General features: G+C 72.4%; 22 protein-coding genes and 4 pseudogenes. 10 read left to right on the top strand and 16 right to left on the bottom strand.

Going from position 1 to position 15,880, the window contains the following annotated elements; translation table 11 throughout:
- Positions 1-117 precede the first annotated feature (117 nt).
- Complete coding sequence (locus tag LP418_RS13140; RefSeq protein WP_257956601.1) at positions 118-453, top strand: hypothetical protein; 336 nt, start codon at positions 118-120, stop codon at positions 451-453.
- A gap of 9 nt (positions 454-462) precedes the next feature.
- A complete protein-coding gene (locus LP418_RS13135; RefSeq protein ID WP_257956600.1) occupies positions 463-1,353 on the top strand; it encodes a hypothetical protein in 891 nt (296 codons plus the stop codon).
- On the opposite strand, the gene LP418_RS13130 is transcribed toward LP418_RS13135, so the two are convergent.
- The 8 genes and pseudogenes from LP418_RS13130 to LP418_RS13100 form a co-directional block, all read right to left on the bottom strand.
- Positions 1,318-1,722, bottom strand: a complete 405-nt coding sequence (locus LP418_RS13130) for a hypothetical protein (protein ID WP_257956599.1) — start codon at positions 1,720-1,722, stop codon at positions 1,318-1,320. The genes LP418_RS13135 and LP418_RS13130 overlap by 36 nt on opposite strands.
- Before the next feature lie 8 nt (positions 1,723-1,730).
- Positions 1,731-2,816, bottom strand: a complete 1,086-nt coding sequence (locus LP418_RS13125) for an RNA polymerase sigma factor (RefSeq protein WP_257956598.1) — start codon at positions 2,814-2,816, stop codon at positions 1,731-1,733.
- 30 nt (positions 2,817-2,846) lie between these two features.
- Complete coding sequence (locus tag LP418_RS33345) at positions 2,847-3,284, bottom strand: amidohydrolase family protein (RefSeq protein ID WP_442940263.1); 438 nt, start codon at positions 3,282-3,284, stop codon at positions 2,847-2,849.
- Positions 3,199-3,576: pseudogene (locus LP418_RS33340) on the bottom strand (amidohydrolase family protein); the annotation flags it as partial. The gene LP418_RS33345 and the pseudogene LP418_RS33340, both read right to left, overlap by 86 nt.
- The gene (locus tag LP418_RS13115; RefSeq protein ID WP_336275986.1) at positions 3,540-4,724 is read right to left on the bottom strand and encodes an amidohydrolase family protein; all 1,185 of its coding nucleotides are present in this window, start codon (positions 4,722-4,724) and stop codon (positions 3,540-3,542) included. The gene LP418_RS13115 and the pseudogene LP418_RS33340, both read right to left, overlap by 37 nt.
- A complete protein-coding gene (locus tag LP418_RS13110; protein WP_336276075.1) occupies positions 4,672-5,523 on the bottom strand; it encodes a penicillin-binding transpeptidase domain-containing protein in 852 nt (283 codons plus the stop codon). The genes LP418_RS13115 and LP418_RS13110 overlap by 53 nt, the downstream gene beginning before the upstream one ends.
- Complete coding sequence (locus tag LP418_RS13105; protein WP_257956596.1) at positions 5,438-5,767, bottom strand: hypothetical protein; 330 nt, start codon at positions 5,765-5,767, stop codon at positions 5,438-5,440. Before LP418_RS13105 ends, LP418_RS13110 begins: the two co-directional genes overlap by 86 nt.
- Positions 5,768-5,780: 13 nt before the next feature.
- Positions 5,781-6,203, bottom strand: coding sequence for a hypothetical protein (locus LP418_RS13100; protein WP_257956595.1), 423 nt, complete (start codon positions 6,201-6,203; stop codon positions 5,781-5,783).
- A 43-nt stretch (positions 6,204-6,246) separates the two neighbouring features.
- Between LP418_RS13100 and LP418_RS13095 the strand changes: the two genes are divergently transcribed.
- A complete protein-coding gene (locus tag LP418_RS13095) occupies positions 6,247-6,885 on the top strand; it encodes a hypothetical protein (protein WP_257956594.1) in 639 nt (212 codons plus the stop codon).
- Here LP418_RS13095 and LP418_RS13090 read toward each other — a convergent pair.
- The gene (locus tag LP418_RS13090; protein WP_257956593.1) at positions 6,860-7,894 is read right to left on the bottom strand and encodes a hypothetical protein; all 1,035 of its coding nucleotides are present in this window, start codon (positions 7,892-7,894) and stop codon (positions 6,860-6,862) included. The two genes, LP418_RS13095 and LP418_RS13090, sit on opposite strands and share 26 nt — an antisense overlap.
- On the bottom strand, positions 7,837-8,328 hold the full coding sequence (locus tag LP418_RS13085; RefSeq protein WP_257956592.1) for a protein kinase: 492 nt from the start codon (positions 8,326-8,328) through the stop codon (positions 7,837-7,839). The genes LP418_RS13090 and LP418_RS13085 overlap by 58 nt, the downstream gene beginning before the upstream one ends.
- A gap of 426 nt (positions 8,329-8,754) precedes the next feature.
- Between LP418_RS13085 and LP418_RS13080 the strand changes: the two genes are divergently transcribed.
- A complete protein-coding gene (locus LP418_RS13080) occupies positions 8,755-8,928 on the top strand; it encodes a sigma factor-like helix-turn-helix DNA-binding protein (RefSeq protein ID WP_257956591.1) in 174 nt (57 codons plus the stop codon).
- A 51-nt stretch (positions 8,929-8,979) separates the two neighbouring features.
- Here LP418_RS13080 and LP418_RS13075 read toward each other — a convergent pair whose 3' ends face one another.
- Positions 8,980-9,396 carry a hypothetical protein gene (locus LP418_RS13075; RefSeq protein ID WP_257956590.1) on the bottom strand — a complete coding sequence of 139 codons (417 nt, stop codon included), beginning with the start codon at positions 9,394-9,396 and terminating at the stop codon, positions 8,980-8,982.
- Between LP418_RS13075 and LP418_RS13070 the strand changes: the two genes are divergently transcribed.
- The 4 genes and pseudogenes from LP418_RS13070 to LP418_RS13055 all read left to right on the top strand — a co-directional run bounded on the left by LP418_RS13070 (position 9,347) and on the right by LP418_RS13055 (position 11,959).
- The gene (locus tag LP418_RS13070; RefSeq protein WP_257956589.1) at positions 9,347-10,471 is read left to right on the top strand and encodes a M1 family metallopeptidase; all 1,125 of its coding nucleotides are present in this window, start codon (positions 9,347-9,349) and stop codon (positions 10,469-10,471) included. The genes LP418_RS13075 and LP418_RS13070 overlap by 50 nt on opposite strands.
- 13 nt (positions 10,472-10,484) lie before the next feature.
- A pseudogene (locus tag LP418_RS13065) lies at positions 10,485-10,952 on the top strand (carboxyl transferase domain-containing protein); the annotation flags it as partial.
- Positions 10,953-11,166: 214 nt separating this feature from the next.
- Positions 11,167-11,493: pseudogene (locus LP418_RS13060) on the top strand (acetyl-CoA carboxyl transferase); the annotation flags it as partial.
- A 91-nt stretch (positions 11,494-11,584) separates the two neighbouring features.
- Positions 11,585-11,959, top strand: a complete 375-nt coding sequence (locus LP418_RS13055; protein ID WP_442940185.1) for a carboxyl transferase domain-containing protein — start codon at positions 11,585-11,587, stop codon at positions 11,957-11,959.
- On the opposite strand, the gene LP418_RS13050 is transcribed toward LP418_RS13055, so the two are convergent.
- The 5 genes and pseudogenes from LP418_RS13050 to LP418_RS13030 form a co-directional block, all read right to left on the bottom strand.
- Entirely contained in the window at positions 11,950-12,636 is a 687-nt protein-coding gene (locus LP418_RS13050) for a helix-turn-helix transcriptional regulator (RefSeq protein ID WP_257956588.1), read from the bottom strand. The two genes, LP418_RS13055 and LP418_RS13050, sit on opposite strands and share 10 nt — an antisense overlap.
- Positions 12,539-12,889 (bottom strand): hypothetical protein, encoded by a 351-nt coding sequence (locus LP418_RS13045; protein ID WP_257956587.1) that lies wholly within the window; start codon positions 12,887-12,889, stop codon positions 12,539-12,541. The genes LP418_RS13050 and LP418_RS13045 overlap by 98 nt, the downstream gene beginning before the upstream one ends.
- Positions 12,890-13,009: 120 nt before the next feature.
- Positions 13,010-13,489, bottom strand: coding sequence for a hypothetical protein (locus LP418_RS13040; RefSeq protein WP_257956586.1), 480 nt, complete (start codon positions 13,487-13,489; stop codon positions 13,010-13,012).
- A complete protein-coding gene (locus LP418_RS13035) occupies positions 13,372-14,268 on the bottom strand; it encodes a hypothetical protein (protein WP_257957329.1) in 897 nt (298 codons plus the stop codon). Before LP418_RS13035 ends, LP418_RS13040 begins: the two co-directional genes overlap by 118 nt.
- A gap of 46 nt (positions 14,269-14,314) precedes the next feature.
- Positions 14,315-14,599 (bottom strand): annotated as a pseudogene (locus tag LP418_RS13030) (helix-turn-helix transcriptional regulator); the annotation flags it as partial.
- A 177-nt stretch (positions 14,600-14,776) separates the two neighbouring features.
- On the opposite strand from LP418_RS13030, the gene LP418_RS13025 reads away from it, so the two are divergent.
- Positions 14,777-15,322 carry a hypothetical protein gene (locus tag LP418_RS13025; RefSeq protein ID WP_257956585.1) on the top strand — a complete coding sequence of 182 codons (546 nt, stop codon included), beginning with the start codon at positions 14,777-14,779 and terminating at the stop codon, positions 15,320-15,322.
- Positions 15,307-15,870, top strand: coding sequence for a class I SAM-dependent methyltransferase (locus LP418_RS13020; RefSeq protein WP_257956584.1), 564 nt, complete (start codon positions 15,307-15,309; stop codon positions 15,868-15,870). The genes LP418_RS13025 and LP418_RS13020 overlap by 16 nt, the downstream gene beginning before the upstream one ends.
- Positions 15,871-15,880 lie beyond the last annotated feature (10 nt).

The raw sequence follows: 15,880 nt of genomic DNA, 5'->3' as shown, positions 1-15,880 counted from the left end.
CACCCGTGCAGCGGACGTCATGGGGACTGATCGTTCCAACAACCAGTCTCCATGACGTCCCGGGCCGGGGGTCGTGACAGAATCTCGCGACCGCCTCGACAGGGGGAAGACATGCGGGTGGCGCGACTGTGTGTCGTGGCGTTGATCGCGACGCTGCTGTCGTTCGCACCGACGCCTGCCCATGCCGCCGATGGCGACTACATCCGCGTGTACCCCGAGGACCGGGGCGGCCCGGTCTACCGGATCGTCGGCGGAGCCCCTCTCTACGTGAGCTCGTGGGCCGCCGTCGGCGCAACCACGACCCAGCCCTACACAGATGTCTCGCAGGCCTACTTCAACAGCCTTCCGCCGTACCCCCGCGGACGGCGCGATCGCCAACGACGGTGTGCAGACCTACCGCTGGGCCGGCGGTGCCCCGATCGTCATCACCGACTGGGCCAATGTCGGCGGTGAGAAGACGTCGTGGCGCATCGACCCCCGGGCCATCTCGGAGGCGGGTACGGCGCGCTGGTCCCGGCTCCGCAGGCAGCCGCTCGACGGGACGCTGATCCGCGGTCAACTCCCAGACGATCCGGAGAACGGCTCCGTCTTCGTCATCGCCGGCGGCGCCCCGATCTACGTCGCCACCGGGACGGCATCGGCGGCTCGCGGCCCTACACGGTGGTGGACATGGTGGCGATCCGGAACGCCGGCAACGGCGAGGCCCGGTTCAACCACCTCAACTTCCGGCCCCCGGACGGCACACAGATCCACGACGGCACGAACTGCTACGTCATCACCGGCGGCGCGCCGATCGGCAACGGCACGGGCGCCTGCGGCACCCGCGTCGATCCCCGGGCCATCGCCAACGCCGGCCAGCCCGGCCGGTGGTCCCACCTGAACGCGCCGCCACCTCCGCCGCCACCTCCCACTCCGGAGCCGACCCCCACGCCCACGCCGACCCCGACGCCCACGCCGACCCCGACGCCGACGCCCACTCCGGTTCCCGCGCCCGTCGTTCGGACCGTCGCCCTCTCGGCGATCAAGAAGTCGAAGCTCAAGATCGACGTCGGCCCCAATGCCGCCGGTGTCGACTACGAGTGCGTCGTCCGGGTCCGCAAACAGCGCAAGTGGCGCACCGTCGTGCTGGTGATGACGACGGGGCCGCGCGACGTGAAGCGGGTCGACCTGCGCCGGGGAAGTACCGCGTGCTGCTGCCGGCGTACGAAGGTGTCCCCCGTGTCACCAGCAGGTCCGTCAGGCTGGAGCGCTGAGGCCCGGATAGTCCAGTGGCAGATGGCTGCCGAACGGGTCTCAGGACAGCCATCTGCCACTGGACTACCGCGGGGGCTGCTCGTTGACGGTCAGTCGTAGACCCGCTCGCCGTCCTCGTGCTCCGCGAACGCTGCGAGCACCTCGGCCGGCACCTCGGTGACGACCTCGGTGAGGACGGTGTCGCTGCGATAGTCGCTGACCGGGCTCGAGTCCCGCACGCTGATCACGCGCGCGGTCTCCTTGTCGATGATCACTGTGTCGTCGACGATCAGGCGCGCCCACCCGGGCCGCATAGGAGAGCTCGACCGCGGGTCGGCCATCGACCTCGACATCGTGGACGCTCACGCCGTCCACGTCGGCCAGCACCGGGAGCGCGGCACTGAGGGTCTCGGGCGGCAGGAAGTTGGAGTGCGCCGAGTCCGTGATCGTGGTGAAGACGGCCTCCTCGTGCGAGTTGGAGCCGGACACGTTCGCGTTCAGATAGTCGGCCAGTTCCGGAGCGGTGTCGGGGAGCGACGCGGCGAACTCGGGCGTGGGGCCACTGAAGGAGGCTCCCTCCCGATCCGATGCAGGGAACTGGTGATACTCCGTCCAGCCTGACGTCGGCCGGGTGTCGATGGCCGGGGAGATCGCCGTCCCAACTGACCCGGGACTCGCGATTGGTGTCGAGGGTCTTGCCGTCGTCGAAGATCGAGCTGTTCTTCTGCACCGACTCGGTCTTGATGTGCAGGAACGTGCCGGGGGCGAGCACGGGGCCCGGACGTTGCGCTGCGACGGCGGCGAGCTCGGTGAGCGCCTGCGCGCTCGAGTCGCCGAAGGAGGTCACGATCGGGGAAGGCGCAGAGCCCGGCCACCGCGGCGGCCGCGAGCCACGGCGTACGGCGACGCGCTCTCCGAAGCGTCGAGCGCGCACGAATCCCGGCCAGCGCGCGGTCGCGATCGGCGGCAGGCCGGGCGACGTCGAGGTCGGCATCGGTGGGCCGGGCGGCTGTGAGTCGCTGCATCAGGTCGGTCATCGGAGCTCCTGGGAGGTGGCGACCCGCAATGGGGTCGCGTCGGTGTCGAGGGCGGCGGCGAGCCGCTTGCGCGCGCGGTGCAGCCGCACGCCGAAGGCGTTCTCGGAGCAGCCGAGGACGCGGGCAGCCCTGGGCCGGGGTCAGCCCCTCCCACGCGACGAGCAGCAAGGTCTCGCGATCCGCCTCGCTCAGGCCCGCCAGCGCATCGACGCACTGGTCGCGATCGGCCGGGCTGTCCTCTGCGGAGGCTCCGGCCACGGTTTGCCACAGGTCGCGGACGGCCTGTGCCCAGTGCTGGTCCCGCGTCGCGGCGCGACGCCGGTGGTTGGCGGCCAGCTTGCGCACCGTCACCACCAGCCGGGCGAACGCCTCTCCCGGTTCGTCGGGGACGTCGTCGATCCGCCGCAGCGCCACGAGGTAGGCCTCGGCGACCGGGTCCTCGGCGTCCGCCGCATCGGCGTGCCGTCGGGCGTAGGCATGAAGTCGTCGCGCGTGGGCGTCCCAGAGCTCCTCGAGCCTGTGGTCGCCGTCGTTGATTGCTCTCACACCCTTGTCATGTCGCGAGGCGCGTCGTTCTTACCCGTGGATGCGATTTCCGGCGACCCGAGTGCCGCGGACGTTCTCGCCCATGGCCCGCAGCCGCGACGCGTGTGCAGCGTCCGAGTCACCCTCGAGCGGGTCGACGGACAGCATCACGAAGTCTGCGGGGTGGCCGACGGCGACCGTCCCCCAGCCGTCGGTCGAGGCGGCGAGCGCCTCGCGCGCGGTGATCGACTGCTCGGGGTGCCACGCCTCGTCGCCGTCGACGGCGCGGTGGACAGCGGCCGCGATCGCCAGCCACGGGTCCAGCGGCGAGACCGGGGCGTCCGGAACCGAGCACCACGTCGACGCCGTCGTCGAGCATCCACCGGAGCGGGAAGCAGCGTTCGGCCCGGCCGGGCCAGAGCCGTTCGGTGACGTCCCGGTCGTCGAGCAGGTGCGCCGGCTGCACGCTCGCGCGCACTCCCGGGGCACCCATGCGGCGTACGTCGTCGCGCGTCGTCAGCTGCACGTGCTCGATCCCGCCGCGGGCGCCGGTGTCGGCGAACGCCGCGAGGGCTTCCGTGACGGCGCGGTCGCCGATGGCGTGTACGGCGACGTCCAGCCCGTTCTCGCGGGCCCGAGCCAGCAGTGAGCGGAGCTCCTCCGGAGTCTGGTTGGGCTGGCCGAGCGGGAAACCGTGGACCGCCTTCTCGGCGTAGGGCTCGCAGCACCGGGCCGTGCGGGTGTTCAGCGAGCCGTCGCTGATGATCTTGAGCGGGCCCATCGTGAGGCGCGGATCCGACCCGAGCGGGTCGCCGGTTCTGCAGGCCGCGGGACAGGACGTCGGCCAGCCCATCGGCGTACGACGCCATCCGGATGCGCAGGAGGTCGGCGCCCTCGTGCCAGCGCTCCAGCCACTCGGCGACGCCGCCGCTGAACTCGAAGTCGACGAGGCCGACGATGCCCTGTGCCGCGGCGGCCTCCATGGTGCGGCGGTAGGCGTCGGGGCCGGTGCCGTCGGTGCCGAGCACGGTCGTGAGGCGGCCGTAGGCCCTGGAACCACTCGGCCTCCGCGACGACGCCCTCGCGGGTGGGGAGGGCGAGCATCTGGAGGGCGCGGGTGTTGAGCCAGCCGTGGTGGCCGTCCCCGCAGATGAGCACGATCGGCTGGTCGGTCCCGATCGCGTCGAGGTCGGACACGACGGGCGCGTCGTCCCGGGCCGTGGGTCGGTGACCCCACCCGATGACGGGCCAGTCGGGGAACTCCTTGAGGCGTTCGCGGACGAGGTCCACCGCCTGCGCGCTGGACCTCGCGGGCGCCGAGTCGAGGCGGGCGGAGGACAGCGACCACTGGCCGAGGTGGACGTGCTGGTCCCAGAGCCCGGGCATCAGCCACCCGTTGTCCGCACCTCCGACGGAGGGCGAGACGGCGGTCACCACTCCGTCGGTGACGGTGACGTCGACGAGGCCCTCCGGCCCGGGGTCGGTGAGCCCGACCGGGCGGACTCCGTTGATGTGCATGCGGCCCACCGTAGGTGGCGGCCGAATCAGGACAGGAAGCGCTCCGGGATCGGCCCGGCGGTGGTGGAGCCGGACTGGCCGGTCTCGACGAACACCGCGACCGCGAGGTCGCCCCGGGTCGCGATCATCCGGGTGTGCGTGGGCAGCGAGCCGGAGGCGTCGGGTGAGCCTGTACTCCGCGGTCCCGGTCTTCGCACCCACCTCGCCGGGCAGGTCGGCGAGGAAGGAGCCCGAGCCGTCGGTGACCACTGCGCGCATCAAACCGCGCAGGTCTCCCGCCTCCGCCGGCGTGATCTGGACGGCGGGCTCGGTCTGCTCGACCGCGTGGGCGGGCAGGAGCATCGGGAGTACGGCGCGCTCAGCGACCACGGAGGCCGCGACCGTCGCCATGGCGAGCGGAGAGGCGAGCACCTTGCCCCCGGCCGATCAGGTCGGCCGCCGCCTCCGTCTCCCCCTCGGGCGGAGGGACCCGGCCGAAGTAGGCAGGGAACCCGAGGTCGTGGTCGACGCCGAGCCCGAGGGCCGCCGCTGCGTCAGCCGGGTCGCCGTCCTCCAGACGGGAGCGTGACGAGATGAAGGCGGTGTTGCACGAGTTGGCGACCGCCTGCCGCAGGGTGATGGTGCCGATGCCGGAGGACGGGTAGTCGTCGTAGTTCTTGAAGGACTTGCCGTCCACCACCGTCGTTGCATCGCACTGGACGGTGTCCTCAGGACGCAGCCCCGCGCGCAGCAGCGCCAGCGAGGTCACGACCTTGAACGTCGAGCCGGGCGCGTACTGGCCGTAGGTCGCGGTGTTCAGGCCCTTGCTCCCGGGCCCGCTGGCCGCCGCCGGGATTGCGCCGTCCGAGGGGCGGATCGCGACGATCGCGCTCGCCGGAAGGATGGACGCCAGTGCCGACTCCGCCTTCGTCTGCAGGTCGATGTCCAGCATCGTCTGCAACGGCGTGCCGGCGACCGGTGCCACCTCGTGGACGGCGCGGTCGTTGTCGACGCCGGCCGCGATCACGGTCAGGCCGGGCGTGCCGGTGAGGTCGTCGTCGTACCGCGCCTGAAGTCCGGAGAGCCCGACGACATCGCCGGCCTCCACCGCACCGGAAGACTCCTCGATGATCTCCGCCGTCGCCTCACCGACGCTGCCGAGGATCGGCGCCGCGAAGCCGCGCGACGGCGCGAGGTCCTGCTGGTCGGCGAGCGAGACGGCGCCGGGGATGTCCGCGAACGACGGGGGGTACGGCGGAGGTCGCCTCCTCCGCGCGGAGCACGATCGCCTCGACGAACGCCTTGTCGCCGGCCGCCTCGGCGCTCTTCACAAAGGCAGCTGCGTCGATCTTCAGCGCCTCCGCGATCGCCGACGCCGACGTGGCGACGTCGTCGGTCGCGGTCAGCTTGGTCTTGTCCAGCCCGAGCCGCACCACGTCGCGTGGCGCGACGATCGCGCGGTCGCCCGCGCCCATGATCCGGCCGCGCTCAGCGGCTGTGCGAGTCAGCGTGAGGTGCTCCCCCTCCACGAGGGACGGCTCGACGAGTGCCGGCTCCCAGGCGACCTGCCACGCGTCGTCGACCGGGGGTCAGGTCGGCGGTCGTCTCGTAGCTCCGGGGCTGGCCGTCGAGCTCCCGGGTCCGGGTGAGCGCCGCGGTCGCGGTGTCCTCGGTGACCTCCGCCTCGGCCGCGTCGACGGCAGGCGTCACCTCACCGAGGCCGGCCACGACGTCGCCGTACGCCGCCGAGGGATCTTCGACATCGAAGGGAACCGCGCTCAGGTCGCCTGATGAGAGGCCCGCCGCGAGGGAATCGAGCGCCACCGACGGGTCCTCGCCACCGCCGAGCAGCTGGCAGCCGGTGAGTGCGAGGGAGGTCCCGACAACAAGGACAGCGAGCCGAGAGCGCATGGCCTCACGCTAGCCGGGGACGCAGGCAGATACCCTGCACCCCATGAGTTGGCGGGGACTCGTCGCGGTGGTGACGTTGCTGGCGGCGGGCATCGTCGGCGGTTTCGCGATCGCCGAGGTCCTCCAGTCCTCGCCCGTCACGTCCGGCGCGCCGCGGCCCGTCACCGCGGAGAGCCCGAGCTTCCCGAGCAACCCCCGCGAACCGCTGGAGGCCGACCCGCCACAGGAGGCCCTGCGCAGCAACCTGCCGTTGCGTGACGTCTCGGTGGGCACCGACAACTACAAGTTCGTCTTCCCCGCCCCCCGCGGGTGGAGCCGTCTGGAGACCTCGTCCAACGAGGTGAAGTACAAGAAGGCCGGCAACCCCACCAACACGTACATCATGCGCGTGGAGCAGGTCGTCTCCCAGCACGAGAAGATCCCGGACATGGTGCAGGAGCGGGTCGACGACCTTCGCCGCGACGAGGACCGAGTCCGCATCCCGCTGGGCGCGCGCACCTACGACGCGCTCGAGGTGTCCTACGTGCACGACGGCTACCGGCGGTTCGCCCTCTACACCGGCTCGACATCACCGGTTCCGACCAGGGCCGAGGCCGAGATCGCGGTCACCGGGCGCGAGGTCGACCTGCCCGGCATGCGCGACCTGATGACCAAGATCATCCGCGGGATCCGCGAGGGCTGAGGACGCTCACATCCCTGACGTCGTGACCGAGTCGATCACGTCGTAGGCGGTCCCACGGTCGGCGGCACGGACCTGCACCCACAGCAGGCGATTGGCAGTGACCTGCAATGATGCGCTCGACCGTGATGCCGCCGTGCTCGCACCCGGTGAAGTCCACCGTCTTGTAGGAGTCGCCGTTGCGGCGGTCGTTGACGACCGGCCGCGTGACCTCGCACTCAGGGTGCTGCGGCACCGTGTCCGGCATCTCGCCCGAGATCACCCCGAGGAAGACCCCTTCGCCCGGATTCTCGTTCGTGTTCCATCCGGCCCCTGTGCCCGCCGAGATGGCCGACTCCTCGAACTCCGAATCCGGCGGCACCCATCGATCGGTGTCAACGGCCTCGGTCCACGCCTCCGGCACGGTCACGGTCAGGGTGCGTTCGGAGTCGACGATGGTGCGGTCGGTCACGACCAGCCCGTGCGCGACGAAGCCGCCGAACAGCCCGACGACGGCGGCGGCGACACCTGTGCCCACCTTCCGGTTTCGCGACAGGCCGGCGGTGGTCCGCGTCCCTCCGGACGACCGGTCCCCCGAGAGTTCCGTGAACATCTCCTCCTGCGGTGCGGGGCGCGTCAGGTCGTGGTCGACCGGGATCCACGTCGGCGGCTCGTCGGCGTGGCCGGCCAGTGAGGTCGTCAGCGCGGCGACGAAGGCCGGCACGTCGGCGTACCTCTCCTCGCGGTCCTTGGACAACGCCTTGAGGAGGACCGCCTCGGTCTCGCCGGGCAGCCCGCCGTCTAGCGGCGCGGGCGGCCCGGGGTCGGAGGCGGCCTTCAGCGACGTGTGGTTGTACGGCGCCCGCCCGGCCAGCAACAGGTAGGCCAGTGCCGCGAGGGAGAACTGGTCGGCGCGGCCGTCGAGCGGCTCGCCCCGGGCCTGCTCGGGCGAGACGAACGAGGGCGTGCCGCCGATCATGGTGAGCCGCGACGACATGTCCATCGCCTTGCCGAGCCCGAGGTCGCCCAGCATGGCGCTGACTGACCGGGGGCGAGCCGTTGTGCTCGACGGTGCGGAACAAGACGTTGGCCGGCTTCACGTCGCGGTGGAGGACGCCGCGCTGGTGGAGCGCGTGCAGCCCGGCGCCGACCCGGCCGATGACGTGCAGGCCCCGGGAGACAGTCAGCGGCTCGATCTCCGGGCGGTCCGCGAGCGTGCCCCGGTCGGCGTAGGACATGACCGGGGAAGGGGCGGGAGTCGGCCAGCTCGCCGGCGTCGTAGACGGACACGACGTGGGGCGACTCGACCTTGCGGAGGAAGCGCCCCTCCTCGATGAAGCGCTGACGCGCGTGCAGGTCCTCGGTCCAGTTGTCTGCGAGGACCTTGATCGCGACCGGTGAGTCGAGCTGCTCGTCGTAGGCGAGCCAGACGGTCGCAAAAGCACCCGAGCCGATGCGACGGCGCACGGGGTAGCGACCGAGCCGAGAGGGGGCAGACACACCTGCATTATGTTGCAGGCGTGACTCCGGACGACATCGATGACTGGCGCGGCGCGCCCGCGATGGCGATCGCGATGCCCCGGAGGGCTTGCTGAGCGCCGTACGCGCCCCCCGCACTCAACGTCTGCCGGGGCGTCCTGCCCTACTCCGGGGACTCCGAGGACGCCTGCCGGGAGGCGCTGCTCAACATCGCCACCAAGATCGGCGGGTGGAACGGGCAGGGCCGCTTCACCACCCGGATGCACGTCGTCGCGCTCAACAGCGCCCGCACGACCTACCGCAAGCTGAAGAACCAGGGCGACGCCCACCGACTTCGAGGGCGGCCACCACGACCGGCCCGACCCGCGCACGACCTCGGTCATCGCCGGCACGCGCCTCGACCTGCTCGAGGCGATGGAGACGATCGAGCAGGACCACCCGCAGTACGTCCAGCCGCTGCTGCTGCGCGACGTCTACAGGATGGCCTACGAAGACATCGCCCAGCTCCTCGACGTGCCGCTCGGCACCGTGAAGGCCCAGATCCACCACGGCCGGAAGCTGGCGCGACCGCTCCTACGAGGCGAGTAAATGAGCCGCTTCCGCCGGTCCTTGGTTTCGACACGGCGCTGGCGCGCCTGCTCAACCAGCGGACTTGCGGCCCTCCTGCTCGCCGCCTGCTCGAACACCTCCGAGCCCGAGGCGGCCGATCCGACGCCGACGGTTGCCAGCACGTCCGCCTCCGAGGCAGCCACCCCGTCGGTCGCTGCACCGACCGTCGGCGAACGCGTCGAGCCCGACCTCGCCCTCGCGGAGAGCACCCCGGTCGAGGACTCCGTCTATCCCGCCGTCGGCGGGCCCGACGTCGACGCGCTGCTCTACGACCTCGACCTCGCGTGGGCGCCGACCTCGCGCACGCTGACCGGCACGGCCACCATCACCTTCCGCGCAGCCCGGACGGCGCGCCGCTTCTCGCTCGACTCCGGCGAGAGCCCTGACGGTGACCAGCGTGACCGTCGACGGGACCGAGGCGAAGTTCTCCCAAGCCCAGAAAGACATCCTGATCCTCCGTCCGCTCGTCCGGGACGACCGGCACGAGCTCGTCATCCGCTACTCCGGCAAGCCACAGCCCGTGCCGGCGCCGACGACGCGCGAGGACTTCTCCACGCTCGGCTTCACGGTCACCGACCGCGACGAGGTCTGGACGATGCAGGAGCCCTACGGCGCCTACAGCTGGTATCCCGTGAACGACCAGCCCGCCGACAAGGCCCTCTACGACATCACCGTCACCGCGCCCGACCCGTGGACCGGCATCGCCAACGGCCGCCTCGTCGCGAACACCACGCAGGACGGGACGCGCACCACCGAGTTCCAGCTCGACGAGCCCGCAGCGAGCTACCTCATCACCCTCGCCATCGGCGACTACGCGCACTCGAGCGGCACCTCGAAGAGTGGCGTCGTGCTCGACTACTGGTATCCCCGCGGCCAGCCGCTGGTGCTCGACGCCATGACCGCCGGCAACGCCGCGATCGACTGGATCGAGGCGCGCCTCGGGCCCTATCCGTTCAGCTCAGCGGGTATCGTCGCCACCGACTCGATGTCGGCGATGGAGACCCAGACGATGGTCACGATCGGCGACAACGACTACGTCCGCTCGGCTCCCGTGCTCGTCCACGAGCTCGTGCACCAGTGGTACGGCGACCGGGTCTCGCCCGCCGACTGGCGCGACGTCTGGCTCAACGAGGGCATGACGATGCTGATGCAGGGGTTGTGGGAGTCCGACAACGCGTCCGAGGACGGTGGCGGCCGACCGATCAAGTCGAGGATCGCGGACTGGCGCCGCCGGGACCTGGGGCCTGCGCGACGACTACGGCCCGCCCGGCGCCTACGACAAGGCCCGGTTCGGCGGCTCGAACATCTACTACTCCCCGCCCTGATGTGGAACGCGCTGCGCCTCGAGCTCGGCGACGACCGGTTCTTCGAGATCGCGCGGTCCCGGCTGGCGGCCCACGACAACAGGTCCGTCACCCGGGACGACATGTACGCGCACTGGGAGAAGGAGACCGGCCTCGAGCTGTCGGCCTTCTTCGACGCGTGGATCATGGGACGCACGACGCCACCGCCCGGAGTCTGACTACTCTGCGCGCATGACCCGCCTCGGCGCTCGCGACCTCATCGACCTCGTCCTCGACGCCGACTCGTGGACCTCGTGGGACACGGCGCCGTCGCGCATGGGCATCTCCGAGGAGTACGCCGCAGAGCTGGCCGCCGCCGCGGAGAAGGCCGGCACCGACGAGTCGGTCATCACCGGTGAAGGTCGCATGAAGGGCCGGCGCGTCGCCGTACTGCTCGGAGAGTTTCGGTTCCTCGCCGGGTCGATCGGGCGGGCCAGCGCGGACCGGGTCGTGGCCGGCATCGAGCGGGCGACGCGCGAGGGCCTGCCACTGCTCGCGGCGCCGGTCTCCGGCGGCACGCGGATGCAGGAGGGGACGCCGGCCTTCGTGCAGATGGTGCGGATCTCCGCCGCGGTTGCGGCCCATCGGGCGGCCGGGCTGCCCTACCTCGTCTACCTCCGCAACCCGACGACCGGCGGCGTGATGGCGTCGTGGGGCTCCCTCGGGCACGTCACGGTCGCGGAGCCCGGAGCCCTCGTCGGCTTCCTCGGCCCCGCGGGTCTACTCCGCGCTCTACGGGCGCGACTTCCCCGAGGACGTCCAGACCTCGGAGAACCTCTTCGAGCGCGGCATCATCGACGGCGTCTTCCCGCCCTCCGAGATCGCCGGCATCCTCGATCGCGCGCTGTCGATCCTGCAGGCACCGCGCGAGGGAGTGGCGCCGGTTGCCGACCCGGGGCAGGAGGACGTGCCCGACGTCGACACCCGGGACGCGGTGAAGCGCTCGCGTCGTCCGGACCGCCCGGGAGTGCGCCGTCTGCTGCGCTATGCCGCGTCCGACGTGGTGCCGCTCAACGGCACCGGTCAGGGCGAGAGCGATCCCGGGCTGCTCATCGCGCTGGCGAAGTTCGGGGAGGCGCCGTGCGTGTTCCTCGGCCGGGACCGGCGCGGCCAGACGACCGACCACCCGATGGGGCCGGGCGCACTGCGCGAGGCCCGGCGCGGGATGCGGCTCGCCTCCGAGCTCGGGCTGCCGCTCGTCACCGTGATCGACACCCGGGGGCGCCGCCCTGTCGCCCGAGGCCGAGAACGGGGGCCCGGCCGGCGAGATCGCCCGCTCGCTCGCCGACCTCGTGACGCTGACGGCGCCGACCCTGTGCCTGATGCTCGGCGAGGGCAACGGCGGTGGCGCGCTCGCCTTCCTGCCGGCCGACCGGGTCGTCGCCGCCCAGCACGCCCGGCTCTCGCCGCTGCCGCCCGAGGGCGCCTCGGCGATCGTGCACCGCGACCTCGACCACGCGCCGGAGATGGCGCGCGCCCAGCAGGTCCGCGCCCTCGACCTCTACCGCCGCGGCATCGTGGATCGGATCGTCGCGGAGAAGCCCGACGCGGCCGACGAGCCCGAGGCCTTCTGCCGCCGGGTCGGCGCGGTGCTGGAGTACGAGCTGGCGGCGTTGATCAACCGGGGTGCCGGGTCGGCAGCGGATCGGACCAAGCGCTACACCTGAGGTTGCGAACCCGCGACCGCGCCCGCCAGCTCCTCCCGGGAGCGGATGTCGAGCTTCGTGTAGACCTTGCGCAAGTGGTACTCCACCGTCTTCGGGCTGAGGAACAGGGCCGCGGCCGCCTCCCGGGTCGTCCGGCCGTCGGCGAGCAGCACCGCGACCCGGAGCTCCTGCGGTGTCAGCGACGCGATGCCGCCGACGGCACGCCGCGGCACCCGCTCGCCGGTCAGGTGGAGCTCGGTCGCGGCCCGGTCGGCCCACACCTCGGCGCCCGGGGCCGCGAAGGAGTCGAGGGCACCGCGCAGGTGCGCCCGGGCGTCGACCCGGCGCCCGGCACGGCGGAGTCGGGCGCCGTACGCCAAGGAGGTGCGGGCCGCCTCGAAGCGGTCCGGTGTCTCCTCGTGCAGGGCCGGGGCCTGCTGGAAGGCGGTGTCGAAGCCCTCCGCCGACACCATGGCCCGGCAGCGGAACGCCCGCGCCCGCGCCCGGGGCTGTCCCTTGGCGTCCGCGGCTGCGCCGTACGCCGCAGCCGTGCGGGTGGCCTCGTCGGTGTGACCGAGCCGCAGCAGCACGTCCACCAGCTCAGCGCGCGGCGAGAGATCGGGGTCGCCCGGGGACAGCTCGACGAGCAGGGTGTCGAGTCGCTGCAGATGGGACAGCGCGGCGGCCGGATCCCCCAAGGACAGCTCGAGATCGCCCAGCGAACAGCGCCCGGGCCTCGGCCCAGTGGATCTCCCGGCTCCCGCTCAGGGCCAGTGTCTCCGCGGCGTGCTCCCGGCACGCCTGCTCCCGGCCGGTGCGCGCCTCCAGCCACGACAGGCCGGCGAGCGACATGGCGAGCTCGGTCGCCCGGCCGGTGTCCCTCGCCAGCCGGATCGCCTCGGTGTAGTCGGCCGCGGCCCCGGCCCACGAGTCGGACGTCCGCGCCGTCACGGGCGACGAGGAACAGCAGCGCCGGCAGGGTGCCCACCCCGGCTCGCGCCCGCGCCTCGTCGACGCGCGAGCGCAGCTCGCGCCCGGTCGCGGCGTCACGGATGAACAGCGGGGCGTACATCAACCGGGACACCCCGCGGTCGTCCTGCTGCAGCTCCGCCCCCGGCGAGGAGGGGTACGGCGGCGCGGAGCTCCTCGATGCCGCCGCGACCGGCGAGGACCTTGGCCATCCCGAGCGCCACGGTGCCGATCGCGCGGGACCGCATCGTCGTCGCGGCGGACACCGCCGAGGTCAGCTCGTCGACCAGCCGACCAGCGGCCGCGCCGTCGGCGAGGAAGAGCGTCGCGTGCAGCGCCTCGGCCGGGGAGGACGGCGCGCGCGTCGGGCGAGCCGGTCTCGGCGGCAGCTCTCCCGAGCAGCGCGGCGGCGTGGCGCACCGAGCCGCTGCGGATGGCGATGGACGCCCGGAGCTCGAGCGCGCTCATCGCCGGGTCCGGCGCGAGGTGGGTCGGAGCCAGCTCGTCCAACAGCGCGATCGCCCGCGGTGCCGGGCCCGCGGCCCGGGCGTTCTCCGCCGCCGACACCAGCCGGGGCGCCATTTCCTCGGCCTCCGGGCTGAGCCGGGCTGCCCGTTCGTACGCCGTGGACGCGATCGCGTATGCGGACCGGCCGCCGCCCGGTCGGCTGCACTGTCCAGCATCGCGGCAACGCCGGCATCCGCAGTCCAGAGCGACTCCGAGAGGTGCCGGGCTCGCCGGTCGACATCGTCGTCAGGCAGGGCCGCCGCCACCGCGGCGTGCACGGCCCGGCGTTCGTCGGGCGGGCTGTCGTGATACATGGCGGCACGGAGCAACGGGTGCCGGAACGTGACCTCGCCACCCAGCACGTCGGCCAGCCCCGCGTGCTGCGCGACCGCGAGCCGGGAGACATCCAGACCGAGCGCCGCGCACACCACCGCGGTCAGTCGCAGGTCGCCGTTGCACACGACCGCCACCAGCAGCGCCGACCGGGCGGCGGGGTCGAGCAGGCGCACCCGGCGGGTGAAGGACGCGGCGAGCGCGGACGACAGCGGCGGCGGGACGTCCGAGCCGCTGGGCAGCAACGCATCGGGGTCCTCGGCGAGCTCGGCGATGGCCAGCGGGTTGCCACCGGTGAGCTCGTGCACGCGGGTCAACCACTCGTCGGACACCGGCGTGGACGACAACCCCTCGACGAGGCTGCGGGCGGAGCCTCTGTCGAGGCCTGAGAGCACCAAGCTGTCGAGTCCCTCGACCGGGTCGTCGGCCTCGCCCGCTCGTCCCGCCACCAGTACGGCGATCGGGTCGGAGCTCAGGCGGCGGGCGGCGAAGACCGGGGGCGCCGACAGACGGCCGATCAAGCAGGTGGACGTCGTCCAGCAGGACGGCGACGGGCGCCGCTTCGGCATACCTGCAGAGCAGGCTGAGCGTCGCCGCACCGATCGCGAACCTGTCACCGGCGGGCCCCTCTTCCATCGCCGGGGCCGCCGACAGTGCCCGGGCCTGCGGAGGGGCGATCGAGTCGAGCAGGTCCAGCGCCGGCCGCAGCACTCCGAGGAGACCGGCGAACGGGACCTCCCGCTCCGGCTCGGTGCCCGTGGCGCGCAGGACGCGAAAACCGTCGAGGCGGCCCTCCGTCCAGCGGAGGAGGGCGGTCTTGCCGACGCCCGGCTCCCCGGTGACGGCGAGCACGCCACTGGCACCGATCCGCGCGCCTGAGACGAGCCGATCGATGGTCCGCTGCTCGTGCTCCCCGACCGATCAGCACCCACCGAGTGTAGGGGCGATTCCCCACCACCGGGGGGTCACTGGACGCGGTCGTCGCCCACCGGTACCTACGTTCGGATCGGTCAACGAAGGGAGAATCTGATGACCACGACTCAGGCGCCGGCCCAGAAGGATCCGGCAGAGGTCGACACCGACAAGCTGATGCAGTTCGTGTTCCGGGCAGTGGACGAGGTGGGAGCGACCCTCAACGCCGCGCTGGTGGTGATGGGCGACAAGCTCGGCTACTACCGCGACCCGGCCGCCCACGGCCCCAGCACGCCGAGTGCGCTCGCCGAGCGGACCGGCACGAGCGAGCCCTACGCCCGCGAGTGGCTCAACGCCCGAGCAGCGGGTTCCTACGTCACCTACGACCCGGCGGCGGGCGCCTACACGCTGCCACCGGAGCAGGTCGTCGCGCTCACGCACGAGGACAGCCCGGCCTTCCTGCCCGGCTTCTTCCAGATCGCACTGGGCACGGTCCACGACACGTCGCACATCATCGAGGCAGCACGAAGTGGCGCCGGCTACGGCTGGCACGAGCACGACACCGACGTCCACGTGGGCTGTGAACGCTTCTTCCGGCCGAGCTATCACGCGCACCGGTCGCCGAGTGGCTGCCCGCGCTCGACGGCGTGGTCGACAAGCTGACCCGCGGCGCCACCGTGGCCGACGTCGGTTGCGGCCACGGTGCGTCCACGATCCTGATGGCGCAGGCGTTCCCTGCCTCGACGTTCGTCGGCTCGGACTACCACCCCGAGTCGATCGCAACGGCGCGCCAGCGAGCCCTCGAGGCTGGCGTGCAGGACCGGGTCCGTTTCGAGGTGGCGCCGGCCGGCGGCTTCAGCGGCACCGGCTTCGCCCCGGTCACGATGTTCGACTGCCTGCACGACATGGGCGATCCGGTCGGCGCGACGCGACACGTCCGCGGAGCCCCGGCGGACGACGGCACGTGGATGGTCGTCGAGCCGATGGCCGGCGACCACGTCGAGGACAACCTCAACCCGGTCGGCCGCGCCTACTACGGGTTCTCGACGCTGCTCTGCACGCCGTCGTCGCTGTCGCAGGACGTCGGCCTCGCCCTCGGCACGCAGGCTGGACCGTCGAGGATCCGCGACGTGACCACCGCCGGAGGCTTCACCCGGTTCGCGCGGGTCGCGGAGACGCCGTTCAACCGGGTCTTCGAGGTCAGGCCCTGACGCGGGGCAC

Origin of the sequence: Nocardioides sp. B-3 (assembly GCF_024703895.1) — a bacterium.
Taxonomy (GTDB): Bacteria; Actinomycetota; Actinomycetes; order Propionibacteriales; family Nocardioidaceae; genus Nocardioides.
This window is presented reverse-complemented; position numbering and strand designations above follow the sequence as displayed.